This is a genomic window from Flavobacterium arcticum (assembly GCF_003344925.1).
Taxonomy (GTDB): Bacteria; Bacteroidota; Bacteroidia; order Flavobacteriales; family Flavobacteriaceae; genus Flavobacterium; species Flavobacterium arcticum.
This window is the reverse complement of record NZ_CP031188.1, coordinates 45,140-72,106: the sequence shown is the minus strand read 5'-3', so window position 1 is coordinate 72,106 and position 26,967 is coordinate 45,140. Positions and strand designations below refer to the sequence as shown.

Genomic DNA, 26,967 nt, shown 5'->3' with positions numbered 1-26,967 from the left:
AATAATCTAAATAAGAATGCCTAAAATATTAATTATAGAAGATGAAGCTACCATCCGCAGGGTATTAGGAAAAATACTTGCAGAAGAAAGCGATACTTATATTGTTGAAGAAGCTGAAGATGGTGTACAAGGGCTTGAAATGATAAAAAATGATGATTATGATTTAGTACTATGTGATATTAAAATGCCTAAAATGGATGGTGTTGAGGTACTAGAGGCTGTAAAAAAGATAAAGTCCGAAATACCATTTGTAATGATATCTGGGCATGGCGACCTAGAAACAGCGATACAAACCATGCGTTTAGGAGCTTTTGATTACATATCCAAACCACCTGATTTAAATCGCTTACTAAATACCGTACGAAATGCGTTAGACCGTAAAGTACTGGTAGTAGAAAATAAAAGACTGAAAAAGAAAGTAAGCAAGAATTATGAGATGGTAGGTAATAGCGATCCTATCAATCATATAAAAGAAATTATAGAGAAAGTAGCTCCAACCGATGCCCGTGTACTGATAACAGGACCTAACGGAACAGGTAAAGAGCTTGTAGCGCATTGGTTGCACGAAAAAAGTGAACGTTCTGATGCATCCTTTGTAGAAGTTAATTGCGCAGCAATACCTTCAGAGCTTATAGAAAGTGAGCTTTTTGGTCATGTTAAAGGCGCGTTTACCAGTGCTGTAAAAGACAGAGCTGGGAAATTTGAAGCTGCCCATAAGGGCACTATATTTCTTGATGAAATAGGCGATATGAGCTTGCCAGCCCAAGCTAAAGTATTACGTGCTTTACAAGAAAGCATGATACAAAGGGTAGGGGCAGATAAGGATATTAAAGTTGATGTTCGTGTAGTAGCAGCTACTAATAAAGATCTTAAAAAAGAAATTGAAGAAGGACGTTTTCGTGAAGATTTATACCACCGTCTTGCTGTGATATTGGTAAAAGTACCTGCACTTAACGACAGACGTGATGATATTCCGTTACTGATAAATCATTTTACCGAAAAGATAGCTACAGAGCAGGGAACAGTACAAAAGCAATTTACTGATAATGCTGTAAAATTATTGCAGGAATATGATTGGACAGGTAATATTCGTGAACTGCGTAATGTGATAGAGCGCCTTATCATTTTGGGAGGTGCCGAAATTTCTGAAAATGATGTTAAGCTTTTTGCAAGTAAATAATATACACTACTAATTTTTATACCACGTGTTTTTAAAAAAGATAAATACTGACCTATTGGAAGGTCTTAAAGAAGCAGGGTTGACAGAGCCTACTATAGTACAGAAAAAAACGTTTGGCACTATAAAAAGCGGTGCTGATTGTGTAATATCTGCTCCTGACGGAATGGGTAAAAGTACGGCTATTGTTATTAATGCTATACAACGATTAGAAAAAGCTTTTGAGCAATCGCCGCGTGCACTTGTAATAGTGCAGGATAAAGCCAAAGTACTCGAAATGGAAGGATTATTTAAACAATATGCTAAATATACCGACTTGAGAGTTTATGGTGTATATGAACAAGGTGATATCGATTATGATAAGAATCAAATATCAGTAGGTATTGATGTACTTATTGGTACACCAGGCACACTTAGCGATATGTTTTCTTCGGCAGGATTTGATGTAAACCGTCTCAAAATGTTTATATTAGATGATGCTAATGTAATACTCAAAGTAAGGCATGATACTAAGGTGATGCGAATGTCAGATGGGATTGTTAAAACACAACGTATCTTTTTTACAGATGATATTACCGAGCGTGTAGAGTCTTTAGCTGATAGAATAATGATAGAACCATTATTTTTTGAATTTGAAGAAGAAGATAATAAAGAAGCTCAAGAAGAACAAGAGTAATAATCCTAATAAATTACAACAATATGGCAATGGTAAAAGTATATGGTGGCAGCGAAATTATGGCACAGTCTGTACAAGCTAAACTAGAAGAAGCAGGTATAAGCACTATTATAAAAGACAATATCGAGTCGGCTACACTAGCAGGGTTTGGTTCTTTTGGACAAACGGTACAAATATTTGTAAATGAAGAAGATGTTGCAAAGGCAACAGGTATTATAGGGGCTTAAGTTTATATTACTAATGTTACAGTCTGAACGCTTATACTATCGGGAGCTTCTCCCAAGGGATGACGAAGCTATGTTTTCTTTAGATTCTGATCCCGAAGTACATCGTTATTTGGGTAATAATCCAGTAACGAATATAGAACAGAGTAGAGATTATATTAAAAGCATCAGGCAACAATATCAAGATAATGGTATTGGGCGTATGGCTGTTATCCTGAAAGAAACGAATGAGTTTATAGGCTGGGCAGGTTTAAAATTAGAGCATAATGTAAATGATTATGCTCAGTTTTATGATGTAGGGTATCGTTTCATGAAAAAATACTGGGGTAATGGTTATGCTACCGAATCAGCTTTATTTTTTGTAGATTATGGTTTTAACAAACTAAAATTAGAAAAAATAAACGCTTGCGCAATGGTAGAACATATTGCCTCTCGTCGTGCACTCGAAAAATCGGGATTGAAGTTTATAGAAAATTTTGATTATGGAGAAGGAGAGATGTGTGCATGGTATGAAATAAATAATTCTAATTAAGATTTTCTTATTTACGATCTTTTTTATTCTTTTTATTAAAAAGATATTCAATACTAATTCCTACTACAACCCATACCGGAATACCTATAAGTAATTTATAGTAAGAAAGCTTTTCTCCATCAATTAGCGGGAATACAATCATAGTTACTATATATAACAGTAAACCCCAAAGTATTCCTAACCATATTTGTTTTATCATTTCAATTTTTTTTCTTTGGTTTTCGGTGCATTATATAAGCAAATGTAAATCCGCTAAACCCTACCCAAATAAGTAAACCTAAAGCGAGTTTTTGAATAGTCATCTCTTTACCATCCAGTAAAGGGAAAATAACACCATTTATAATAAACATGCTTAACCCGAAAAATATAGCCGTTTTATAAAAACCTTTCGTCACAATATTATTATTTATAACCTAACAAATATAATTGTTTTTCATGGCTTTATCAAAGCAATTCCAATTGCTTAGTAGGCTAATTATTCTATCTTTGCCGCTTTAAAAAATTGATGTAAATGATTACAGCAGATTCACTTTCGGTACAGTTTGGAGGTACTACACTTTTTAGCGATGTTTCTTTTTCTATAAACGAAACAGATAAAATAGCCCTGATGGGTAAAAACGGTGCGGGAAAATCGACCCTGCTGAAAATTATAGCAGGCGTTAGCAAACCTTCGTCGGGAGCTGTCTCTGCGCCTAAAGGTACGGTTATAGCCTATTTACCACAGCATTTGCTGACAGAAGATAACGCTACAGTGTTTGAAGAAACTTCAAAAGCATTTGCGGAAATCTTCAAAATGAAAGCTGAGATTGATGCTTTAAATGAAGAACTTACGGTACGTACTGATTATGAATCGGACGAGTATTATAAAATTATAGAAAGAGTATCAGAACTTAGCGAGAAATTTTATGCCATAGAAGAGGTAAATTATGAGGCAGAGGTAGAAAAAGTACTAAAAGGTATGGGCTTTACTCGTGAAGATTTTACTCGGTCAACCTCTGAATTTAGTGGAGGATGGCGTATGCGTATCGAGCTTGCAAAGATATTATTACAAAAACCCGACCTGATATTACTAGATGAGCCTACCAACCACATGGATATTGAGAGTATTCAATGGCTGGAAGACTTTTTGGTAAATGATGCCAAAGCTGTAGTGGTTATTAGTCATGACCGCGCTTTTGTAGACAATATTACTACACGTACTATAGAGGTTACTATGGGGCGCATTTATGATTATAAAGCCAAATATTCGCATTACTTAGAGTTGCGTAAAGACCGCCGAGCGCATCAGCAAAAGGCATATGAAGAGCAGCAAAAGATGATTGCCGAGAATACGGAGTTTATAGAACGTTTTAAAGGAACGTACTCTAAAACTTTACAAGTACAGTCGCGCGTAAAAATGCTTGAAAAATTGGTAATGGTTGAGGTAGATGAGATAGATACATCGGCATTAAAGCTTAAATTTCCACCTGCACCACGTTCGGGGCAGTATCCTGTTGTGGTTAACGAGCTGTCTATATCATACGGCGACCATGTAGTATTTAAAGATGCTTCTATGGTTATAGAGCGAGGGCAAAAACTTGCTTTTGTAGGTAAAAATGGCGAGGGTAAATCGACTATGGTAAAAGCCATAATGAGCGAAATTGACTTTGAAGGTAAGCTGGAAGTAGGACATAACGTACAGATAGGTTATTTTGCCCAAAACCAAGCAGCCATGCTTGATGAGAACCTAACTGTATTTGAAACCATAGACCAGATTGCAGTAGGTGATATACGTACACAAATAAAAAACCTGCTAGGTGCTTTTATGTTTAGTGGCGATGATACTACTAAGAAAGTAAAAGTACTTTCGGGTGGAGAGAAAACAAGACTAGCCATGATAAAGTTATTGCTTGAGCCTGTTAATGTTTTGATACTGGATGAACCTACCAATCACTTGGATATGAAAACTAAAGATATTATTAAAGATGCTCTGAAAGCTTTTGATGGCACATTGATATTAGTATCGCACGACAGGGATTTTCTTGATGGGCTGGTAACCAAAGTGTTTGAGTTTGGTAATAAGCGCGTTAAAGAACACTTTGAAGGTATTAAAGATTTTCTTGAACATAAAAAAATGGAAAACTTGCGAGAGATAGAGAAATAAAGATCAGTTTATAGTCGCAATAATAATAAAAGGGAGTACAATAACATGTAGTCCCTTTTGTATTTACTATAAACTCTATTTTTTGATTATAGAAACTATTGTTATACTTCGCCTCTCAGATAAGATATCATCTTCAACAAAATCTTCAGATCTTTTATTTTTAATTCGTTCTAATTTTTTCATTATGATATAGGTGTCATTATTATAAAACTTAACTCCTTCACTACTATTTGAGGTAAATCCTAACTGTTTAAGCTCATCATCAAAAAGTTCTACTTCATATTTCGAATGAATGTAAGTAATTTGATTACTATCTATTTCTATACTAATATCTCTAACCAAATTATAATAAGTTCCATTCAAACCATCATATGTTTCATTTGTCCAATTTAGATTTATTGTATTAAGATACTCAGTAACTTTTACGTCTGAATCAAATTCAAATAATTTTACAAGATCATTTAAGTTCAAATCTCTGGATGCATTATTAGAATATTCGCTTAATTCTTTATCATTTTTTAGAATCTTTACAATAGAAAAATATTTTTTAGAATATACGATCGGAACTTTCTTATTTTTATAGTATTTAGGGAGTTCGTCGGCAGAAACATCTACTTTAGCAGTATATTTAGAACCATTTTCTAACAAAAACTCAAGTTTTATATATTCTTCGAAAGAAATTACGTCAGTAACTGTTGCAATAACAAGCTTGCCATTTTTTTGCAGCTCTTTCTCCTTTACATTTATTGAATTTGCAATTTGAAAAGCTCCGAAACCAAACAGAAACAAAATAATTAGTCCAAAGAAAGCTAATCCACTATCATCATTGCTGTCATTATTATCAGGTTTTTCTTCAATTTTCTTTTGGAAAAAATATAATATGGTATAGGCAAATAGTATAGTACATATAATAGTACTGATTAATGTTAGGAGTGTACTGTTTTTGGATAAAATATCGATAGGGATACCAAATACAAATAGGCACATAGAAAACAATGTTATGACCATAAATAGTAAACCTTTTTTCATTTTTATTGTATTTTCTTAGTAAAAGTATAACTTTTTTACAAAGAATAAATTATCCTATTTGTTTTGCAAATCATAGTTTAATTCCAACATAAAAAGCAAAAACCCCTGCAAGGAAACGCAGGGGGCTTTTTCAATTTAACTAAACCTACAACTAAAATTATTGATTATTCTACTCTATTTACGAGTCGTATAAATTCTGCTCTATAGTCTTCGGGATCATTATATAAACCTTCTTTTGCCAGTTTTTTGATAGCATCAGATTCCTTATTCTGTATCAATTCGCTATCCCTTAGTTTTAACCCGAACCATGCTACTGCAGCAGCAAACTTAAAGTCGCCTGAAGCATTGTATAATGGTACAGCAACATTAGGAATTACCTTAACCGTTTCTTTACTCACATCTTCATCTGGTTTTTTATGACGGAATTTTATTGTGGCAAGCTCATCACTATAATTACCTGCTACTGCATTCGGCTGACTGTATTTTAGTTCAGGGGTAGGGGTGAAGAAGTTGCTATTTACTCCTACAGGAATTATTTCGTATAGCGCAGTAACGGTATGACCGCTTCCTAATTCTCCCGCATCAATGGCATCGTTAGCGAAGTCTTCATCGCGTAGTTTACGGTTTTCATACCCTATAAGGCGGTAGGATTGTACGTGCTTAGGGTTAAACTCAATTTGTATCTTTACATCTTTAGCGATGGCATACATAGAACCTTTAAATTCTTTTTGAAGAAAACGGTCGGCTTCCTGCATAGTGTCTATGTAGGCATAGTTACCATTACCTTTATCGGCTAATATTTCCATTTTAGAATCTTTATAGTTACCCATACCGTAACCCAAACAGGTAAGAAATACTCCACTTTTACGCTTTTCCTCAATAAGTGTTTGCATATCACCGTTAGATGATGCTCCTACATTAAAGTCGCCATCGGTAGCCAATATTACGCAGTTGTTTCCTTTTTTAATAAAGTTCTCCTGCGCCGTTTTGTAGGCAAGTTCTATACCTGCGCCACCTGCGGTACTGCCTCCAGATTCTAACTCATCTAAGGCTGCTATAATTTTACTTTTCTCTGCTCCACTTGTAGATGGTAATACTAAACCTGCTGCGCCAGCATATACCACAATTGCAATCCTGTCCTCCTCGCGCATTTGGTTTACCAAAAGTTTCATCGATTCTTTTAGTAAGGGTAGTTTATTACTACTGTTCATTGAGCCTGATACATCAATTAAGAATACAAAGTTAGAAGCAGGTAGATCTTGTGTTGGTATATCAACACCTTTTAAACCTATTTTCAATAATTTGTGTTTCTTGTTCCAAGGCGCATCACTATACTCGGTATTGATAGAGAATGGTTCATCGCCTGTTGGTTGCGGATACTGATATTTAAAGAAGTTAATCATTTCTTCTATACGTACTGCATCTTTAGGAACAGTTTGCCCGTTATTCAGGAAACGGCGTACATTGGTATAAGAAGCATTATCTACATCTATCGAGAATGTTGAAAGCGGTGCTATAGCAGGGTTTTCAAACTCATTTTCTTCAAAAGACTCGTAGTCTTCTTGGTCTATCTGAATTTTAGCATTTGGTTTAATTTCTTGTAGACTATTAACATCTTCTTCATTGTCAATATTATGTTTATGAACAATTATTTTGTTAGTATTAATTATCACTACACCATTTTTACCTTTGCTACCATATACCGCCGTTAGATAAGGGTCTTTTAATATTTTGAGATCAGAAATCTCATCGCTGTTTAAGCTATTAAAAGTTTCCTCATCAACAGGGACTCCGTCTATTATATACAGCGGTTTGTCAGTACGTGGTGTCGTGTTTATTTCGCGAATTTTTCTCCTTATCTCCTCACGGTCTCCCTGTACTTGCTGTATATTGTAGTTTCCATCTCCACTATAATTTCCGCTTTTAGTAGTAATAACAATTACACCATTTGCTCCGCGGTTACCATATATAGAAGTTGCTGCAGCATCTTTTAGAATGTTATAGGATGCTATATCGTTTTGACTAATACTCCTAAAACCATCTTCATCTACAGGTATTCCATCTACAACAAACAATGGTTCTATAGTACCGTTTATAGTACCCACGCCACGTAGTATTATAGTACTATCTGCACCGGGTTGTTCCGAGTCTGTGCCAATATTAAGCCCAGCTACCTGTCCTTGGAGATTTTGAATTAATGAGGCATTGGCTCTGTCTTCCACTTCTTCAACAGACAATGTTGTTATAGCTGCTGCCACACGTCCATCTTGTTTTTTATCAGCTTCTACAGGATAACGATTAGAAGTAACCGCAGGATATTGATTAGAAGCATTAGGACTTATAATCGCAGAGTTGTAATATGATTGGTTATTAACATATCCTTGCGAAGATAACGTTGTAATCTTTTTAGCTTTCTTTCTTTGAGTAGTCGAACGGTATTTATCTACAATTACTGACTCTAATTCTACACCTTCTAAAACGACATTAGTATTATTATTTGATAAGTCAGCTACTACCTCTTTTGAATCGAAACTAACATATGAAACAATTAACATATCGCCAGACTTAACATTTATTGAAAATTTACCATCTATATCTGATTTAATTGTATTGTTGGTTCCTTTCACGACAATTGATGCTCCAGGTAAAGGACCTATTTTATCAGCTACAGTACCTGTAAATGTAATTGTACCATCAGGATTAAGTTGTTTAGTATATGATTGTATAACGCTTTTTTCTTTTATCGCTTTTGTTTTAAGAGCGTACTCAGGATTATCTATTTCTTTAGCAGTTGTAAACCGCGCTGCCTTCATCTTATATACCGAATCTGAAACATTTTTATTACCAGATGTAGGTGTAACGGCAGGTTGAGTTACAACAACCTCTTCTTCGATTACTTTTTCATGCTTAGGATTAAAAGTTTCATTTATTTTTTGAGTATCTATAACCGTTACATTATTTTCGGGTGTTGTGTTAGGGTTTATTATAACATTAGGGTTATTATTTATAATAAGATTCCCTATGCTAATGAACAACAGGAGCAGTGCAGCTACGCCAGTATATTTCCACCAAGCTATGGCGCGACGTTTCTTTTTGTTGTCCAGTTTTTCCTCTACACGGTTCCATACGGCTTCCATACGATCAAAGCTTTTTTGTTCGGCTTGTTCCGCAGCTTCTTTAAACTGTTCGTATATTTTATCTTTATTTTCCATTGCTGTTCACGTTTTGATAATAAATAGTGTTTACCAATTCTTTGAGTTTTGTTCGGGAGACATTTAATTGTGATTTCGAAGTTCCCTCACTAATGTTCAGCATAGTGGCTATTTCTTTGTGCGAATAGCCCTCGATGGCAAAAAGGTTAAATACTGTTTTGCATCCTTCGGGTAAGTGTGTGAGTAATTTCAGCAGATCTTCTTCTTCCAGCCCGACCGATTGGCTTTCAGATGGTTCTGCTCCCACAGCCATGTCTTCAATATAAATATTAAAGTTCACGTTACGCTTTAAGCTCAGTAAGCATTGGTTTACGGCAATTTTGCGCGCCCATGCTTCAAAGGCTTTACTTTCTTTCAGTTGATCCAGTTTGGTAAAGATGGTATAAAAGGCATCGGCCATTGCCTCCTCTATCAGTTCTTCCCGTTTTAAGTACCTTTTGCATGTATGGTACAGCTTGGGTGCCATAAGTTCATACACCTGCCGTTGGGCATCTCGGTGCATCTTCTTGCATGCTGCTATGAGTTTTTCGTCTATCACAATAATGTCTCTTTGTTTATATAGAGCAGCAAATGTTACAAAAGGTTGGGAGAGGGAGTGAAAAGTTTTCAGCCGCAGTTAATATTCTCAGTTAGCAGATTTTTACCGTGACTGAACACTGCGACTGTAAACTTTACGTCTTACTTATCAATCGTTATTTTATAAATATCAGATACAGCTTCGTCGCTGTCTTTATCTTCACAAAGTAAAAACTCTAATGTTTTATCATTATCGTTATAAAGGGTAATACCTTCAAACTTGTTTTTCCCTATAATTTGGGTATCGCCCAGCTTCATGGTTTCAATATCTATAGTCCCTATGATTGTTCCGGTTACTTCACCATCAAGATAGGTAGAACCTGATTTTTCGGCAGCAGCTATAAAGTAAAGTTTATCGCCCACTTTAACGGCATCAGTAAAACCTGTTTGCGCTCCGCCAATTTTGGGTAACTTGATAGGGTTATAAATAATCTGGAAAAACATATCAGATATATCACCTTCAAGCGTAAAAATTCCGTTTTGCCCCGATGTGCCATTACCGCGTTGCAATAAGTACCAAGTGTTACCATCATTAACAGTAGCTTCTATATTAAAATTATCAGGACTTATTTCGCCAAAACTTTGCATGGTAAGATATAAGTCAGTGGCATCAAGGTGCGGAAAAACTTCTTTAGTTTCGATATTAATATGCCCTATACTATTTCGGTTCTCTGTAGAGCCTGACCCAAATAGGTATAAGTCATTACCTTTTACCGCCAATGCTTCATAGTCTGCTTTATCTTGTTTGGGTATATTTTCTAGAGGTCCGGTATATTCTTTAGATACAAGTGCTGTTTTGTCTAGCTTTTTACTGTCAATGTGGTATTCATAAAGTATATGACTGTTATCTGATATTAGAAACAATGAATTGCCATTAAAGAATAGTCCTGAAGCCGAACCAATACCAATAATGCGGAAAAGTAGTTGCAACTGAAACTTTTGCATAATATTAATTTTATAGATAACGGTGTAAGGATATAAATTCTTACATTTAGGATAAAGATAAAATATTTCACTTATGAAACATGTGGATACTAGAGAATTTAAAGTAAGTAAAACTACATCGCTAAAAGAACAACCAACTTTAATAAATAACGATACTAAGGATGATGAAAAGAAAGATGCGCTTAAGGAGGTAAGTAAAGATCTTAGTAAATTGCAAGAGGCTATGTATGCTAATAATCGTTATAGTGTACTGATATGCCTTCAAGGAATGGACACTTCGGGTAAAGACAGTCTTATTCGTGAAATTTTTAAATATTTTAACGCCCGAGGGGTAATGGTATACAGCTTTAAGCAACCTACATCGCAAGAGCTTCGTCATGATTATTTGTGGCGACATTATGAAGCATTGCCACAGCGCGGTAAATTTGGGGTGTTTAACCGTTCGCATTATGAAAATGTAATTGTAACAAGAGTGCACCCTGAGTATTTGTTAAAAGAAAATATGCCTGGTATTGAAAAAGTAGAAGACGTAACTGATGATTTTTGGAAGAACCGAATAGAATCGATTAATAACTTCGAAAAGCACCTTGCTGAGAATGGTACAATAGTTTTAAAGTTTTTCTTGCATCTTAGCAAAGAAGAACAAAGACAAAGATTACTACGTAGGCTTGAACTGAAAAGTCATAATTGGAAGTTTTCGCCTGGTGATCTTCAAGAGCGTGAATTGTGGGATAAATATCAGGAGTATTATGAAGATGCTTTAAAAAAAACATCAACACCACACGCCCCATGGTATGTAATTCCGGCAGATGATAAAAAGGCTTCTCGTTATTTTGTGGCTAAAATAATTCTTGATGAATTACAAAAATATGATATTCATGAACCAGAAGTTGATGAAAAAGTATTAGAGAATATAAATATTTATAAAAGAAAACTGGCGAGTGAAGAGTTAGATTGATTAGTATGTGATGTTATAACAAAAATAAAAAACCTATACCAGTTTAAAGGTATAGGTTTCTATAAAACGAGTTATTGTGTTTTAGTTTTTGGTGTTATTTATCAACCTGTTATAACTTGAAACCATAAGCTAGTCGAAGTGCCACTTGGTCAGTTTTAAAATCATTCATACCCTCATAACGTACGCTCAGGTCTATGTATTCATTAGCATACCCTACCCCTGGAGCCCATATAAAGGTAGTTTCATTATAATCATTAGTTACCGCAAATCCGGCACCTACTTCACCTAATACATAAAAGTTATCTTCTAATACAAAAGCCTTAAAACCTGCTTTTACAGGGATATAGCCTAAATCGTCAATATAATCTTCTTCACTAAATAAATGAGTGTACCCTGTAGTAAGTGTTAATGATGTTCTTTGGGTAAGATCATACTGCAATCTTACGTCGCCACCTAAAGCAAGATTAAAATAATCGCCTATTGCTGGACCTGCATTAAGCCCAAACCCTAAACGGAATTTTTGGTCGTAATTATTGATTGACTCATTAGATGTTCCGTTAATTTCCTGTGCAAAAATGTTACTTGTACCTAAAAAGAATAATACTCCAAGTATTAAACCTTTAAAAATCATGTTTTTTTTCATATTAATTGTGTTTTTGATAGAGTAAAATTACTAGGTATAATTTGAATGTATTTCTAATTTTATGTTAATTATTTGGGAATAATTTATTAAAATACGAAAAAATAGCTATTAATTTGCTGATTTTCAAATTGATAAACAAATGAGATTAAGAGTGTTGATTCGTTTCTTCTGCTTACATTTGCCAAAAATTGCAGAAATAGTGAAATTATCCACTTACACAAAAGAATTTCAATACAATATACGCTTGGCTTGGCCTGTAATACTAGGTATGCTAGGGCATACTATAACGGGTATTATAGACAATATTATGGTAGGTAAGCTTGGGGCAGCCGAACTTGCTGCAGCTTCGCTAGGTAATAGTATGGTGTTTATAGCTATGTCAGTAGGTATTGGTTTTTCTACTGCTATAACACCCATAGTAGCACAGTATGATGCTGAGAAAAATACAGGTAAAGTACGTACTGTTTTTCATCACGGATTATTTTTATGTACCATATTAGGGGTTTTTCTTTTTGGTATAGTGTGGTTTGCTAAGCCATTAATGTACTTAATGAGTCAGCCTGAAGAAGTAGTTACACTTGCTGCGCCTTATATAGATTGGGTGGCATTCTCATTATTACCAATGGTTATATTTCAGGGGTATAAGCAGTTTGCCGATGGTTTATCGCTTACTAAATATGCTATGTATGCGGTAATTATATCTAATGTTATCAATGTAATAGTCAATTACTTCCTTATATATGGTATATGGATTTTTCCTGAAATGGGTATTATTGGTGCTGCTTTAGGTACAGTAGTATCAAGAATATTTATGCTAGTATATATGCACTATATACTAGCTAAAAATGAGCAGCTAAAAATATATTTTACCAACTTTAGTTTTAGCGAAATTAAAAAATCAATGTTACGCAGAATTACTGCATTAGGACTACCATCGTCTATGCAAATGTTTTTTGAAGTAGCCTTGTTTACTATGGCAGTTTGGTTATCAGGTTACATAGGTAAATCTAGCCAAGCAGCCAATCAAATAGCACTTAGCTTAGCTAGTATGACATTTATGTTTGCTATGGGATTAAGTGTGGCTTCTATGATACGAGTGGGTAACCAAAAGGGATTGAAAGATTATAAAAAATTATTATTGGTAGCACGATCTATTTTTTTACTGTCTGTAATAATAGAAATTGTGTTTGCTTTATTGTTTGTTATTTTTCATAACTATCTACCACAGTTTTTCTTAGACATGACTGACGAGGCATTGCTTGCAGAGAATGCCGTAGTAATAAAAATAGCAGCACAATTACTGCTTGTTGCAGCTGTTTTCCAAATATCTGATGGTATACAAGTGGTAGTACTTGGCGCATTACGGGGCTTACAAGATGTAAAAATACCAACTATACTTACATTTATATCCTATTGGATTATTGGTTTCCCTATATCATTATATTTAGGCTTATATACTTCATTAGGAGCAGCAGGAATATGGATAGGATTACTTGCGGGGCTTACAGCTGCTGCATTATTTTTGTATATTCGCTTTAATTATTTAACTAAGAAACTTATTAGTCAAGGGGCGTAGTTTTTACTTTACGACTTTAGACATTCAAACTTTATAACTATTATGGAATTACCAAAATTTGTACTTGCCGATAATACTGATCATCCTGAAGATATATTTATCATTCATTTAGATTATCCTCGTTTTATAATTAACCTTAAAGATGATGAGGTAGAGATAATGGAAGAAGCCGATGATTTAGATGAGAATGAATTAGAGGTTGAAATGGAAAAGCTTATAGAACAGTCTAATGCTTTTTATGATCGCGAAATGGAGCGCTACGAGAAGCAATAAATAATAATCAGTTTACAGTTGCAGTATTCAGTTTGTCATTCTGAACGAAATGAAATGTAGTGAAGAATCTCTTATTTATTTTAGATTCTTCATTCTGCTGCGCTACATTCAGAATGACAAAATAACTTACTTCTCAAAATATTTTTCCAATAAAAATTGTGCGGCTGCAAACGGCGAAAGTTCGTTGTTTTGCACTGCTTTTTTATATTGTTCCAGTAGCGGAGTGATATCTTCACGAGCATAAAAACTACTTTTTAGTTGTTCGTTAATTGTTTCGGTAAGCCAGTAACGGTTTTGGTCGGCACGTTTTGCATCAAAATAATGATTGTCTTTTACCATTTCAAAATACTCGTTTACTACTTGCCATACATCGGCTATACCATCATGAGTAATGGCACTACATGTACTCACTTTAGGCTGCCACCCCGAACTCTTGGCGGGGAATAAATGCAATGCCCGATTAAACTCCGTTTTCGCTAATTTTGCTTTTTTAATGTTATCACCATCGGCTTTATTAATAACTATCAAGTCTGCCATTTCCATAATACCACGCTTAATGCCTTGCAACTCATCGCCTGCACCAGCTATTTTTAATAATAGGAAAAAATCGACCATGCTATGCACGGCAGTTTCGCTTTGTCCTACACCTACAGTTTCAATAATTATAGTATCAAAACCACAAGCTTCGCAAAGAATAATGGCTTCTCGGGTTTTTCGTGCTACACCGCCTAGTGTATCGCCCGATGCCGAAGGTCTAATGTAGGCATTTTCATCTTTAACCAGTTCTTCCATACGGGTTTTATCGCCTAGTATACTACCATGCGACATAGAGCTACTGGGGTCTACAGCCAGCACAGCTACTTTTCGCCCTAAGCTTGTAAGGTGTTTCCCAAAAGCTTCTATAAAAGTACTTTTACCTACTCCTGGTACTCCTGTAATACCTATTCGTACAGATTTATTAGCATAAGGAAGACATTGATTTATAACCGCCATTGCTTTTTCAAGATGGGTAGGGTTGGTACTCTCTACAAGTGTTATGGCACGGCTTAGTGCTGTTTTATTATGTTCTAGTATACCTTTAACTAATTCGTCAGCAGTAGGTTGCTTTTTTCTTAGCTGTGTAATATTTGCTATAGATGTTACACTAACGCTTTCAGGACGGCTAATGCCATCTTTTTCATGTAGTGCGGTATGGTGATTTTTGTGTTTAGTCACTGTATTACTTTAAGTACAGTAAAAATAAGGATTTTGATTGGGATGATTAAAATTCTATAACGTATATTTAGTATTCATATATTGTGCTATAAGATATAGGGTGTTGCATTGTAACAATTCTCACATTTATTCTCTTTTTGCTTAGCATATTGGTTAATAACTGTAAATTTGACAGCAATTTATAATAACACCTTCCTTTGGACAGTATTATCCTAATATTCGTTTGTATGCTAGCAGGCGTAGGCTTGCAACGCGTAAAAGCATTTCCACCTAATGCTTATGTAGCACTTAACCAATTTGTAATTTATATATCATTACCAGGTTTAGCTTTATACTATATTCCAAAAATAGAAGCAAGCATAAAACTGTTGTACCCTTTAGGTGTGGCATGGGTTGGTTTTTTACTAGCTTTTATATTCTTTGTTGTTTTAGGTAAAATTTTTGGATGGTCGCGAAAGCTTACAGGCTGCCTTATACTTACAGGAGGTTTGGGTAATACTTCTTTTGTAGGATTTCCTGTAATAGAAGCATTATACGGAAAGGAAGGACTTGAAACGGCTATTATAGTAGACCAGCCAGGTACATTTGTGGTAATGGCTACGCTAGGTATAATTGTGGCAGCAGCCTACTCTAAAGGCGCAACAGGTACAGCGGCGATGGCAAAAAAAATACTGTTTTTCCCTCCTTTCATTGCTTTTTTTTTAGGGGTATGTATGAATACATTTAATTATGATTTTATAACCGATGTACAGTCTGTATTATTAAGACTTGGTAATACGGTAACTCCCGTAGCACTCGTTGCTGTAGGTATGCAACTTAAAATAGATGTTAAAAGTAAACATTGGAGTTTTCTTGCACTAGGTTTGTTCTTTAAACTGATACTAATGCCAGCTTTCTTTTTTGTTTTATATAAAGTATTCTTAAAAGGACAGGGTATAGAAACTGAGGTTTCTATTATGGAAGCTGCTATGGCACCCATGATAACAGCATCTATATTGGCTTCTTCACATGGTTTAAAACCACGACTCTCGGGTATGATGGTAGGAGTAGGTATACCACTCTCATTTATAACACTTGCATTGTGGTACTGGTTGTTATATAATTATTAATTTTTTAAATAACTAACATTCAGTTGTTTATTGTTTTTTTTGCAATACATACTTATAATACCTTTTAATTGTTGGGTTTATTGTTTAATGCATAATAAAACTTTTTCTTTTTATTAATTTACTAATTAAGTAAGGCTTTGCAATATTTTAACTGCTTTTCGCTGTATTTTTCTTAATTTTATAGGTCTAAACCAAATCCTATAAAAAAACAGTACAAATTATGACTACACTACAATGGTCTTCACCCCAGGAGCATTCAGAAGTTTACTTTAAAGTAAAAGTATTACGACTAATATTTAGATCTAGTTTTAATCTACAATTTTCTGCACAATGATGATGCGATTTTTTAATACATCATACAATCAGAATTTGTATGATCTTGCGATTCTTTTATTACGTATCACAGTAGGGTGTTTTATGATGACCCACGGATTACAAAAATTAGATATGCTTATGGAAGGAGGTCCTATTAAGTTTGCCGACCCTATAGGTGTAGGTGCACAAGCTTCGTTAATTCTTACTGTTTTTGCCGAACTTATTTGTTCTTTTCTTATCCTTATGGGTTTTGCCACAAGACTAGCAACTATACCTCTTATTATAACCATGTTTGTTGCTGTATTTATAATACATGGTAAAGATGATTTTGGGAATAAAGAGCTTCCTGGGCTTTACCTTGCCGTATATATTTTGTTATTAGTAATTGGAAGTGGGCGTTTTTCTGTAGATAGGCTTATTGCAGGAAAGAAAAGAAAAATTAATTATTAAAGATTAAAAAGCATTACTATAAATTATAGTATTTTTGAGAATTAGCAGTAATGCAATTTTAGTAAATACTATGGATACTATAATAATACCACAAGAAATGATTGTACAACTTGAAAATATAGTTGGGCAGTCATTTCTTTTTTTAGATATGGCGACCCGTACTCATTACGGGCATGATGAAACCGAAGATTATAATTTTCCGCCATCGGTGGTTGTAAAGCCTGCCGATGCAGCCCAAGTATCGGAAATTATAAAACTTGCTAACACTTATAAAGTACCTGTAGTACCTATAGGTGCCCGAACGGGGCTTAGTGGTGGTGCACTTAGCATTAATGGTGGGATAGGTCTTTCTATAGAGCGATTAAATAGCATAACGATTGACGAAAAAAACTTACAGGCTATACTTGGTCCCGCAGTGATAACACAGGAGTTTCAGGAAGCGGCGTTGAATAAAGGACTTTTTTATCCGCCAGATCCTAGTAGTAGGGGTAGTTGTACCATAGGTGGTAATGTTGCCGAAAATGCTGGTGGCGCAAGAGCTGTAAAATATGGAGTAACTAAAGATTATGTGCTAAATCTTGAAGTGGTTTTGCCTACGGGCGAAATTATTTGGACAGGTGCCAATACTTTAAAGAATTCGACAGGTTATAATCTTACACAACTCATGGTGGGCAGTGAAGGTACACTAGGTATCATTACTAAAATTGTCATGAAGTTATTACCTAAAAATACACATAATGTATTGATGCTTGTGCCTTTTTTTAAAGCGGAACAGGCTTGTGAGGCTGTTGCTGCTATATTTAGGGCGGGAATTGTACCTAGTGCATTGGAGTTTATGGAGCGCGATGCTATAGACTGGGGTTTACGATTTCTAGATAGTGTGAGCTTAACTGTTAAAGATGAAGTACAGGCACACTTATTAATAGAGGTAGATGGTAATTATCCCGATGTGCTTTTTGCCGAAGCCGAAAAAATAATGGAAGTGGTAGAGCATTTTGTTATTGATGAAGTATTATATGCTGATACCGAAGATCAGAAAAATGCTTTATGGAAACTACGTAGGGTAGTAGGCGAAGCTGTAAAATCGAACTCAATATATAAAGAAGAAGATACTGTTGTACCTCGTTATGAATTACCTACACTTTTAAAGGGCGTAAAAACAATAGGTGATAAGTATGGTTTTAAGTCAGTGTGTTATGGTCATGCAGGCGATGGTAACCTACACGTTAACATCATTAAAGGTACTATGAGTGATGAGATGTGGGAAAATGAAGTGCCTAAAGGAATTAGAGAAATATTTGAATTAACAGTATCTTTAAAAGGTACATTGTCAGGTGAACACGGTATAGGCTATGTCCAGAAAAATTATATGGATATTGCTTTTAGTACACAACACTTGCAATTAATGAAGAGTATTAAAACGATATTTGACCCTAACAATATTCTAAACCCAGGTAAAATATTTCCTGATAGTATATAGGTTTATGATTTTGCCAATACCTTGTTGGCTACTTTACCAATGGTAAGCCCTTGTACTATAATAGAGAATACTACTACAAAGTAAGTTATGGCTATAATTGTTTTGGTATAAGGGCTATCTCCTATAGATAACGCTAGCGCAATGGATACTCCTCCGCGCAAGCCACCCCAAACTAATATTTTAATAGTTCCTGCTCCAAATCGTTCTTTTAGTTTAATAAACTTACCAGGTATCCATATCGAAATAAATCGCGAGGTAAGTACTATTACAATACTAGCAATCCCCGGAACCCAGTATGCATTAAGATCAGGTATTAGTAAAAGATCAAGCCCTATAAAAAGAAAAAGAATAGCGTTTAATATCTCATCATTTAACTCCCAAAATTTATCAAGATAATCTTTTGTAGTCGCCGACATGGTAGAGGATTTTCTGTTGAAATTACCTATAATTAATCCTGCAAACACCATAGTAAGTGGTCCCGATACGTGTAGCTCATGAGCAATAAGGTAGCCACCCATAACTACCGATAGCGTGATAAGTACCGATACTTTATAATCATCTATTTTTCTCATCGCTTTAGAAGCAGTTACACCTAATATGGCACCAAGAATAAAACCACCACCAGCTTCTTTTATAAATAGCCATATTATATTAAAAATATTCAGGCTTGCATTTTCATTTTCTGCTAATTGTAATATTACGGCAAATACCACTACAGCCATACCATCGTTAAAAAGTGATTCGCCTGCAATTTTTGTTTCGAGTGATTTTCTAACATTTGCGCCTTTAAGTATACTAAGCACCGCAACAGGGTCTGTAGGAGATATTAATGCCCCAAAAAGCAAGCAGTATATATAAGGTATTTCTAACCCTGGCATGGGTATAAAATAGACTAATGTGCCTACTACCAAAGTTGATATAATAACACTAACGGTAGAAAAGGTCATTATAGGAGTACGTTGCTCGTTAAGGTCGCGCAAGTTAATGTGTATAGCTCCAGCAAAGAGCATAAAGTTAAGCATGGCACCCATAAGCACCTCGGTAAAATCGAAACTATGGAGTAATGATGAAATTCGACTTTCTATATTCGGTATAGAACTACCAAATGTAACAATCATTATAGAAGCTGCCATCGCGATAATCATAACACCTATTGTAGAAGGCAGTTTTAGGAAACGCACATTTAAATAAGCAAAAAATGATGCTATAACAATCATTACAGAAAGCGAGTAATACAATTCCATAGGTTAGCGGAGTGGCTTTTAAGATAGGGGTAAAATTACTAAAAAAATAATGGAAGCTTTATGTAATAGGGATTCCCATTATGTTAAAAGCTCCTTAAAGAAGAAGCTTTTTGTAAGATTAACTAAAATCTTTTTTATTATTTTTTTTGTCCCGTTTTTCTTCTTTTTTCTCTTTAGCAGTTTTTAAAGGGACTTTTTTACCGCTTTTTTTTGAGTCTAGGCTTTTTGACATTTTACTTTATTTATGTTCAAGTAAGGTAGTGATAATAAGCTAGCCTTAATTTTAATTAACATATCATGTAAAAAAATAATCAAAAAGGTATAAATATAAAAATCCTCCAGAATAATGGAGGATTTTTATATAATCTATAACAGTATAAATTTTAGTCGTTAGCTATAATCCATTCTCCTGTTATAAGCATACTTTCTGCCTTTTTAAATTTCATGGTCTCCGTTTTTCCACTCATTACATGCTTAATGGTAACAGTGTCATTACGGTTTATTTTTGGCGTTTCTCTAGTTATAGTTTCGGTTACTTGTGGTCTACTTTGTCCTTGGCTTTGCTGTGCTACTTCACGAGCTTGTGCTGCCATTTCATCAGTATTTAAAACCTCTTCTTTACTTGTTTTATAGCTTTCTTTAGGTTTTTGCACCTGCTTTGCTTCCTGTATGTTGTTAGGGTTTTGCGAAGGTAAATCCCCTTTAAATAAGAATGAAACTACATCTTTATTAATACCGTTTACAGTTTTCTTAAACAAGTTGAAAGCCTCAAACTTATAAATAAGTAATGGATCTTTTTGCTCGTGTACGGCTAATTGTACCGATTGTTTTAACTCATCCATTTTTCGAAGGTGCTTTTTCCAAGCTTCATCTACAATAGCAAGAGTAATGTTCTTTTCGAAATCAGCAATTAACGACTTTCCTCCTGTTTGATATGCTTTCTCGAGGTTAGTAACTACGTTAAGCGTTTTTACACCATCGGTAAAAGGTACTACTATACGCTCATATTGTGAGCTTTCGTCTTCGTAAACATTTTTAATTACAGGGAAAGCTTCATGCGCATCACGCTCGTTTTTAGCTTGATATGCTTCCATCACAGCTTTGTATACTTTACCTGTCAACTCTGTTTCAGACATTTTCTTGAAATCAGACTCACTAACTGGAGAGCTTATAGAGAAATAACGGATAATTTCAAACTCGAAATTTTTATAATCGTTAATTTCTTTATTCGAACTGATGATGTCTTCAGCAGTATCATACATCATGTTAGCAATATCTACTTTAAGACGCTCGCCATGCAAAGCATGCTTTCTACGCTTATATACTACTTCACGTTGTGCGTTCATTACATCATCATACTCAAGTAGCCTTTTACGAACACCAAAGTTGTTCTCTTCTACTTTTTTCTGTGCACGCTCTATAGATTTTGTCATCATAGAGTGTTGTATAACTTCACCTTCTTTAAGTCCCATTCTATCCATAACCTTCGCTACTCTTTCAGAACCGAATAAACGCATTAGGTTATCTTCAAGTGATACATAGAATTGTGAACTTCCTGGGTCTCCTTGACGTCCTGCACGACCACGAAGCTGTCTGTCAACACGTCTTGAATCGTGACGCTCTGTACCGATTATGGCAAGACCACCAGCATCTTTAACTTCTTTTGATAGTTTAATATCCGTACCACGACCTGCCATATTGGTAGCTATGGTTACTATTCCTGCTTTACCAGCTTCGGCTACAATTTCGGCTTCTCTTGTATGCAATTTCGCATTCAATACGTTATGCGGAACATTTTTCATTTTCAGCATTCGGCTAAGTAACTCAGATATCTCTACCGAAGTAGTACCGATAAGTACTGGTCTTCCTGCTGCAGATAGTTTATTAACGTCTTCTATAACGGCATTAAACTTCTCACGAGTAGTTTTGTATATCAGGTCATGCTCATCTTTACGAGCAATAGGTCTATTTGTAGGTATTTCTACTACATCTAGTTTGTATATTTCCCAGAATTCACCCGCTTCGGTAACCGCAGTACCCGTCATACCCGCAAGTTTATTGTACATCCTGAAGTAATTTTGTAGGGTAACAGTTGCAAATGTTTGAGTAGCTGCTTCAATTTTTACATTTTCTTTAGCCTCAATTGCTTGGTGTAACCCATCAGAGTAACGACGCCCGTCCATTATACGACCCGTTTGCTCATCTACAATCATAACCTTGTTATTCTCGATAACATACTCTACATCTTTTTCAAAAAGCGTGTAGGCTTTTAGTAATTGTGTAAGGGTGTGTATGCGTTCACTTTTTATAGAGAAATCTCTAAAAAGTTCTTCTTTGCGTTCTGCTTCCTCTTCTTTTTCTAATTTTTGCTTTTCTATATTGGCTATACCTGTTCCAATATCTGGTAGTACAAAAAATTCTTTATCAGTATCCTGCGATAGGAACTGAATACCATTATCTGTAAGCTCTACCTGATTGTTTTTTTCTTCGATTACAAAGTACAGTGCCTCATCCACTTTATGCATTTCACGGTTGTTGTCCTGCATGTATTGGTTTTCGGTCTTCTGTAATATTTGCTTTACGCCTTCTTCACTAAGGAATTTTATAACGGCTTTACTTTTTGGTAAGCCTCTATAAACGCGTAGTAGTAAGAATCCACCATCTTTAGTGTTTCCTTCTCTTATAAGTTTTTTAGCTTCTGCTAATACTCCATTAAGTAATGTTCTTTGTAGGTTTACTAGGTGGTCTACTTTTGGTTTAAGTTCATTAAACTCATGACGGTCTCCTTGTGGTACAGGACCAGATATAATAAGTGGCGTACGAGCATCATCAATAAGTACAGAATCGACCTCATCTACAATGGCAAAATTGTGCTTGCGCTGTACTAAATCTTCAGGCGAGTGTGCCATATTATCTCTAAGATAATCAAAACCAAACTCATTGTTAGTACCATAAGTAATATCGGCAGCATAAGCTTTTCTTCTTGCATCAGAATTAGGTTGGTGGTTGTCTATACAGTCAACCTTCATACCATGAAACTCAAACAAAGGAGCTTTCCAAGTACTATCTCGTCGTGCTAAGTAGTCATTCACGGTTACAAGGTGTACACCATTGCCTGTAAGCGCATTAAGGTACATTGGTAAAGTAGCTACAAGCGTTTTACCTTCACCAGTTTGCATCTCGGCAATTTTACCTTCGTGTAGTACTATACCACCTATAAGCTGTACATCATAATGTATCATGTCCCAGGTAATTTCTTTACCTGCGGCATTCCATGAGTTTGCCCAAACGGCAGTATCACCATCAAGCTCAACATAAGTTTTTGTTGCCGATAACTCTCTGTCATAAGGAGTAGCAGTAACGCTTATGCTTGTGTTTTCTTTAAAGCGACGTGCTGTTTCTTTAATTACAGCAAATGCTTCTGGAAGAATATCCATTAATACTTTTTCAGAGATATCATAAGCCTCTTTTTCAAGCGCATCGATAGAAGCATATATATCTTCTCTTTTATCAATATCTTCTGTTCGCTCTATCTCTTCTAGATACGATGCTATTTTAGTGTCTTTTTCGGCTCTAGCTTCTTTTATTTTTTCTTTAAAATAAATAGTTTTTGCTCTTAGCTCATCATGAGAAAGACCAGCCAAGGCAGTTTCAAAAGAATGTACCTTTTTAATAATAGGCTGTATGGCTTTTATGTCTTTTTCAGACTTATCGCCTACAAAAGCCTTAAGTATGTTATTTATTAAACTCATTATATATAATTTCTTATTGTTTATTTTAACGTTTACAAATTTAACCAAAAAAAAAGCCTCGTGAAAGAGACTTTTCAATTGAAAATTTATTTTTTGCTAGTATTCATCCTCATTCCAAAGATAATCTTCATCAGTAGGATAGTCTGGCCATATTTCCTCCATAGATTCATAGATCTCGCCTTCATCTTCTATGGACTGAAGGTTTTCTACCACCTCTAGTGGTGCTCCGGTCCTAATGGCATAATCTATAAGTTCGTCTTTTGTTGCCGGCCACGGGGCATCACTTAAATAGGATGCTAATTCTAATGTCCAATACATTTCTAAAAGGTTTAATTTTATGCAAAAATAATTTTTCTGCTGAAATTGTCAAGCAAAAAGTTGTTTATTTTCTTAAAAAAGTCAAGAACGTGATTTTTTGCCTTTAAATACCGCTTAATCAGTATGTTTATATGAGTGCTATTAATACTTTTCAGGTATCCATTTTACCTCATCGGCGTTCAAATCATATGACAACTTCCGTGCCAGTACAAAAAGGTAGTCAGAAAGTCGGTTAAGGTACCTTAAAACCATGCCATCTATACCTTCTAGCTCATCTAAATGTACTGCAAGGCGTTCTGCACGGCGGCATACACAGCGTGCTATGTGACAATATGACACTGTAGTGTGTCCTCCTGGTAATACAAAATGCGTCATTTGCGGTAGTGCAGCATCCATACTGTCGATTTCGTTCTCGAGCAGTTCAATATCTTCGTCAGATATTTTCGGAATGTTAAGACGTTCTTTTCCGTTTTTTAATATCTCTTTTTCAGGTGGTGTTGCCAATATGGCACCAAGAGTAAAAAGTCTGTCCTGTATGCGCTCCAATGTTTTTTTATACATCGGGTTCATTTCTTGGTCGCGAATAAGCCCTATGTGTGAGTTTAGCTCATCTACAGTACCGTAACTTTCTATGCGTATGTGGTGCTTGGCTACACGTGTACCACCAAAAAGTGCAGTAGTACCTTTATCGCCGGTTTTGGTATATACTTTCATTTTTTTTCAGATTTCAGATAATAGATTGAATGCTGCGACTGCTAACTACACAACAGGGTTTAAATTTACATTGTCGCTTTCAACGATACCATCACGTAGCCTAATGACGCGGTGGGCATAAGCTGCAATGTCCTCTTCGTGGGTTACGAGTATTACAGTGTTACCATTGGCATGTATATCATTAAATAAACCCATTATCTCTAACGATGTTTTACTATCTAGGTTACCTGTAGGCTCATCGGCAAGAATTATAGAGGGGTTGTTTACTAATGCTCGCGCTACAGCTACTCTTTGTCGTTGCCCTCCCGATAACTGATTGGGTTTATGATCCATTCTGTCAGCAAGTCCTACTTGTTTTAATACTTCGGTAGCGCGCTCGTTACGTTGTGGTTTTTTATAGCCTGCATATACCATTGGTAATGCAACATTGTCTAATGCGGTAGTGCGGGGTAGTAGGTTGAATGTTTGGAACACAAAGCCAATTTCTTTGTTTCGTATGCCTGCAAGCTCATCATCACTCATTTGGCTTACATCTTTACCGTTAAGGGTATATGAACCTCCTGTTGGGGTATCAAGACAACCTAAAAGGTTCATGAGTGTACTTTTGCCAGAGCCCGAAGGTCCCATAAGAGCTACATATTCGCCTTTGTTTATAGTGAGGTCAATGCCTTTTAGTACTTTAACAATTTCGTTGCCCAAAGGGAAATCACGGGTTATGCCTTTTATATTGATGATTGGTTCTGCCATAGCTTTATTTTGAGCCTTAAAAGTAGTGAAATTTTTTTAGTAACAGCGGCCTGTGCGCAGTAGTATATTATACTATGTTGATTATAAAAACGACGATTTCATATACTAATGTTTGACTTATAAAGTGTATGATGTTGTTGTTTTTCTTAATACATTCTTAATAATACTTAATGATATGTTATAATTATTAAAGTATTCCTAATGTTTGAGCTTTAATTTTGAGCTTTGATTAGTTAGAGATAGCTTTGTCTCATCAAAGTAACATAAAAACAAATCAATTATGAAAAAATTAAATTTAGTACTGGGAGCTGCTTTACTTGCAGCAGGACTTACATCTTGTAAGAATGATGCCGAAATGACTGCTGAAAGAAATGTAGATAATTATGAGTCTTATGTTGATTCTGTGCAGGGACTTGACGATTCAGAGAAAATGGCTAATTGGGAAGCTATTGAGGCAAAGTACCAAACAAGGCTTGCTGAGGCTGAAGCTACTATAGAGAGCCTGAAAGATAAAGTTAATGCACAAGACAGAATAGATGAAACAAAGCAAGAGTATGTTGAGCTGAAAGCAGATGTTTCTGAAAAAGCAGAAGAGGCAAGCACACGAAATTTGTTTGTTAGCTATTTTGGCGATGCCAATGCTGTGGGTAACGACATGAAGTTTGCTTGGGTAAATAAAGATAACATACTTAGTGTTTACCAAAAATTTGTGAATACTTTTGAAGCAAATCATGAAAGCTATTCACGTCAAGATTTTGATAAAATTAAAGCTTGGTATGAAGCGCTTGATGCTAGGAAAAATACGGTAGAGAAAGAAGGTTTATCTACAGAGGATAATAATAAAATTGCGGGTCTTAAATTAAAATTTGCGCCTAAATTTAGTTGGGAACGAATGACAGCAAAAGGTGATGAGAACGAAGCTGCGAAAGAAGCTGCTGAATAATAAAGCAAAAATAGTTTAGAGGTTAATTATTTTGCACAAAAAAGCTGCCCTATATGAGGTGGCTTTTTTTACGCTAAAAGCCCCCATAGATTTTTAATACCTAAAATAGCATCGATAATACTGTTTTTAAAAGGGCGTATTATAAAATGCTGTTTTGTTTGTTCTGGCCTAAAAAATACCAAACCTAGATAGTAGGTGTCTATAGTCACGGTTACGTTAGGGTGTTGTTTTATTGCTTCCCATGCCTTTTCTGTTGCTTCGGTAGTATGAATATCTCCTACAACACATACTGTGTTGCTATTTGCATTGGGTAGTATATCTTCGAGTAAGGAGAGTAATTCTGCTGTGTTTTTCTCCGCTATATATGCCAAGTCTATAACACTGGGTATAGGGGCTAATGTAGAAAAAAACCAAGGTCGGGTATTGGCTTCTTCGCCCGAAATGCGTAGTATTTCAGTTATCTCTGTACTCTTATCTCCTAGTACATATAGTTTAGAGGTTTGTAGCCCTGCGACTATTTTATGTAGTGTATTTGCACTATTCAAGTTGATGTTTTGTACTGGTATGTCTTTCTTTTTGTTATATAGTTGAGGTATCTTTCTATAGAAACATTTATTAATTATCCCGTATACAAAAGGAGAGTGTACGCCATGTGCGTTTTTAGAATTCCAAAGGAATTGTATGTAAGGCTGTACACTCATAAAAATAGTTATACT

General features: G+C 35.3%; 26 protein-coding genes and 1 pseudogene. 12 read left to right on the top strand and 15 right to left on the bottom strand.

What is annotated here, in order from left to right:
• The first annotated feature begins 16 nt into the window (after positions 1–16).
• The 4 genes from DVK85_RS00375 to DVK85_RS00360 are packed head-to-tail and all read left to right on the top strand — an operon-like array spanning position 17 to position 2,609.
• Positions 17–1,180, top strand: coding sequence for a sigma-54-dependent transcriptional regulator (locus DVK85_RS00375; protein WP_114676532.1), 1,164 nt, complete (start codon positions 17–19; stop codon positions 1,178–1,180).
• 25 nt (positions 1,181–1,205) lie between these two features.
• Complete coding sequence (locus DVK85_RS00370) at positions 1,206–1,853, top strand: DEAD/DEAH box helicase (protein ID WP_114676531.1); 648 nt, start codon at positions 1,206–1,208, stop codon at positions 1,851–1,853.
• A 23-nt stretch (positions 1,854–1,876) separates the two neighbouring features.
• Positions 1,877–2,080: a putative signal transducing protein gene (locus DVK85_RS00365; RefSeq protein ID WP_114676530.1), complete on the top strand. Its 204-nt coding sequence runs from the start codon at positions 1,877–1,879 to the stop codon at positions 2,078–2,080.
• A gap of 13 nt (positions 2,081–2,093) precedes the next feature.
• Positions 2,094–2,609 carry a GNAT family N-acetyltransferase gene (locus DVK85_RS00360; RefSeq protein WP_240339581.1) on the top strand — a complete coding sequence of 172 codons (516 nt, stop codon included), beginning with the start codon at positions 2,094–2,096 and terminating at the stop codon, positions 2,607–2,609.
• 7 nt (positions 2,610–2,616) lie between these two features.
• Here DVK85_RS00360 and DVK85_RS00355 read toward each other — a convergent pair whose 3' ends face one another.
• Both DVK85_RS00355 and DVK85_RS13490 read right to left on the bottom strand, forming a co-directional pair.
• Positions 2,617–2,808: a hypothetical protein gene (locus DVK85_RS00355; protein WP_114676528.1), complete on the bottom strand. Its 192-nt coding sequence runs from the start codon at positions 2,806–2,808 to the stop codon at positions 2,617–2,619.
• Position 2,809: 1 nt separating this feature from the next.
• The gene (locus DVK85_RS13490; protein ID WP_127960527.1) at positions 2,810–3,004 is read right to left on the bottom strand and encodes a hypothetical protein; all 195 of its coding nucleotides are present in this window, start codon (positions 3,002–3,004) and stop codon (positions 2,810–2,812) included.
• A gap of 116 nt (positions 3,005–3,120) precedes the next feature.
• Between DVK85_RS13490 and DVK85_RS00350 the strand changes: the two genes are divergently transcribed.
• Positions 3,121–4,752: an ABC-F family ATP-binding cassette domain-containing protein gene (locus tag DVK85_RS00350; protein WP_114676527.1), complete on the top strand. Its 1,632-nt coding sequence runs from the start codon at positions 3,121–3,123 to the stop codon at positions 4,750–4,752.
• A 75-nt stretch (positions 4,753–4,827) separates the two neighbouring features.
• Here DVK85_RS00350 and DVK85_RS00345 read toward each other — a convergent pair whose 3' ends face one another.
• The 5 genes and pseudogenes from DVK85_RS00345 to DVK85_RS00330 form a co-directional block, all read right to left on the bottom strand.
• Complete coding sequence (locus DVK85_RS00345; protein ID WP_114676526.1) at positions 4,828–5,781, bottom strand: hypothetical protein; 954 nt, start codon at positions 5,779–5,781, stop codon at positions 4,828–4,830.
• A gap of 164 nt (positions 5,782–5,945) precedes the next feature.
• Positions 5,946–8,039 (bottom strand): YfbK domain-containing protein, encoded by a 2,094-nt coding sequence (locus DVK85_RS13690; protein ID WP_449403990.1) that lies wholly within the window; start codon positions 8,037–8,039, stop codon positions 5,946–5,948.
• Positions 8,040–8,237: 198 nt separating this feature from the next.
• Positions 8,238–8,594, bottom strand: a pseudogene (locus DVK85_RS13735) (carboxypeptidase-like regulatory domain-containing protein); the annotation flags it as partial.
• A 388-nt stretch (positions 8,595–8,982) separates the two neighbouring features.
• Positions 8,983–9,495 (bottom strand): RNA polymerase sigma factor, encoded by a 513-nt coding sequence (locus tag DVK85_RS00335; RefSeq protein ID WP_114678944.1) that lies wholly within the window; start codon positions 9,493–9,495, stop codon positions 8,983–8,985.
• 176 nt (positions 9,496–9,671) lie between these two features.
• Positions 9,672–10,514: a DUF6929 family protein gene (locus DVK85_RS00330; protein ID WP_114676524.1), complete on the bottom strand. Its 843-nt coding sequence runs from the start codon at positions 10,512–10,514 to the stop codon at positions 9,672–9,674.
• Between the two features lie 73 nt (positions 10,515–10,587).
• Here DVK85_RS00330 and DVK85_RS00325 point away from each other — a divergent pair, with 73 nt between their 5' ends.
• Positions 10,588–11,472 (top strand): PPK2 family polyphosphate kinase, encoded by an 885-nt coding sequence (locus DVK85_RS00325; protein WP_114676523.1) that lies wholly within the window; start codon positions 10,588–10,590, stop codon positions 11,470–11,472.
• Positions 11,473–11,581: 109 nt separating this feature from the next.
• Here the strand turns inward: DVK85_RS00325 and DVK85_RS00320 are convergent, their stop codons facing one another.
• Positions 11,582–12,115, bottom strand: coding sequence for a hypothetical protein (locus DVK85_RS00320; protein WP_114676522.1), 534 nt, complete (start codon positions 12,113–12,115; stop codon positions 11,582–11,584).
• Between the two features lie 199 nt (positions 12,116–12,314).
• On the opposite strand from DVK85_RS00320, the gene DVK85_RS00315 reads away from it, so the two are divergent.
• Entirely contained in the window at positions 12,315–13,691 is a 1,377-nt protein-coding gene (locus tag DVK85_RS00315) for an MATE family efflux transporter (protein ID WP_114676521.1), read from the top strand.
• Positions 13,692–13,733: 42 nt separating this feature from the next.
• The gene (locus DVK85_RS00310; protein WP_114676520.1) at positions 13,734–13,964 is read left to right on the top strand and encodes a hypothetical protein; all 231 of its coding nucleotides are present in this window, start codon (positions 13,734–13,736) and stop codon (positions 13,962–13,964) included.
• 126 nt (positions 13,965–14,090) lie between these two features.
• Here DVK85_RS00310 and meaB read toward each other — a convergent pair whose 3' ends face one another.
• Entirely contained in the window at positions 14,091–15,179 is a 1,089-nt protein-coding gene (meaB, locus tag DVK85_RS00305; RefSeq protein ID WP_114676519.1) for a methylmalonyl Co-A mutase-associated GTPase MeaB, read from the bottom strand.
• A 197-nt stretch (positions 15,180–15,376) separates the two neighbouring features.
• Between meaB and DVK85_RS00300 the strand changes: the two genes are divergently transcribed.
• The 3 genes from DVK85_RS00300 to DVK85_RS00290 all read left to right on the top strand — a co-directional run bounded on the left by DVK85_RS00300 (position 15,377) and on the right by DVK85_RS00290 (position 18,533).
• The gene (locus DVK85_RS00300; RefSeq protein WP_114676518.1) at positions 15,377–16,288 is read left to right on the top strand and encodes an AEC family transporter; all 912 of its coding nucleotides are present in this window, start codon (positions 15,377–15,379) and stop codon (positions 16,286–16,288) included.
• Positions 16,289–16,618: 330 nt separating this feature from the next.
• Entirely contained in the window at positions 16,619–17,053 is a 435-nt protein-coding gene (locus DVK85_RS00295) for a DoxX family protein (protein ID WP_317048245.1), read from the top strand.
• A gap of 70 nt (positions 17,054–17,123) precedes the next feature.
• Positions 17,124–18,533, top strand: coding sequence for an FAD-binding oxidoreductase (locus DVK85_RS00290; protein ID WP_162845310.1), 1,410 nt, complete (start codon positions 17,124–17,126; stop codon positions 18,531–18,533).
• Positions 18,534–18,535: 2 nt separating this feature from the next.
• On the opposite strand, the gene DVK85_RS00285 is transcribed toward DVK85_RS00290, so the two are convergent.
• The 5 genes from DVK85_RS00285 to DVK85_RS00260 all read right to left on the bottom strand — a co-directional run bounded on the left by DVK85_RS00285 (position 18,536) and on the right by DVK85_RS00260 (position 25,308).
• Complete coding sequence (locus DVK85_RS00285; RefSeq protein WP_114676516.1) at positions 18,536–19,777, bottom strand: cation:proton antiporter; 1,242 nt, start codon at positions 19,775–19,777, stop codon at positions 18,536–18,538.
• A 383-nt stretch (positions 19,778–20,160) separates the two neighbouring features.
• Entirely contained in the window at positions 20,161–23,529 is a 3,369-nt protein-coding gene (secA, locus tag DVK85_RS00275; RefSeq protein ID WP_114676514.1) for a preprotein translocase subunit SecA, read from the bottom strand.
• Between the two features lie 96 nt (positions 23,530–23,625).
• On the bottom strand, positions 23,626–23,847 hold the full coding sequence (locus DVK85_RS00270) for a DUF2795 domain-containing protein (protein ID WP_002986941.1): 222 nt from the start codon (positions 23,845–23,847) through the stop codon (positions 23,626–23,628).
• Positions 23,848–23,988: 141 nt separating this feature from the next.
• Positions 23,989–24,561: a cob(I)yrinic acid a,c-diamide adenosyltransferase gene (locus DVK85_RS00265; RefSeq protein ID WP_114676513.1), complete on the bottom strand. Its 573-nt coding sequence runs from the start codon at positions 24,559–24,561 to the stop codon at positions 23,989–23,991.
• 45 nt (positions 24,562–24,606) lie between these two features.
• Positions 24,607–25,308, bottom strand: a complete 702-nt coding sequence (locus tag DVK85_RS00260) for an ABC transporter ATP-binding protein (protein WP_114676512.1) — start codon at positions 25,306–25,308, stop codon at positions 24,607–24,609.
• A gap of 280 nt (positions 25,309–25,588) precedes the next feature.
• Here DVK85_RS00260 and DVK85_RS00255 point away from each other — a divergent pair, with 280 nt between their 5' ends.
• Entirely contained in the window at positions 25,589–26,251 is a 663-nt protein-coding gene (locus tag DVK85_RS00255; RefSeq protein WP_114676511.1) for a hypothetical protein, read from the top strand.
• A gap of 68 nt (positions 26,252–26,319) precedes the next feature.
• Here the strand turns inward: DVK85_RS00255 and DVK85_RS00250 are convergent, their stop codons facing one another.
• Positions 26,320–26,952, bottom strand: a complete 633-nt coding sequence (locus DVK85_RS00250) for a hypothetical protein (RefSeq protein ID WP_114676510.1) — start codon at positions 26,950–26,952, stop codon at positions 26,320–26,322.
• Positions 26,953–26,967 lie beyond the last annotated feature (15 nt).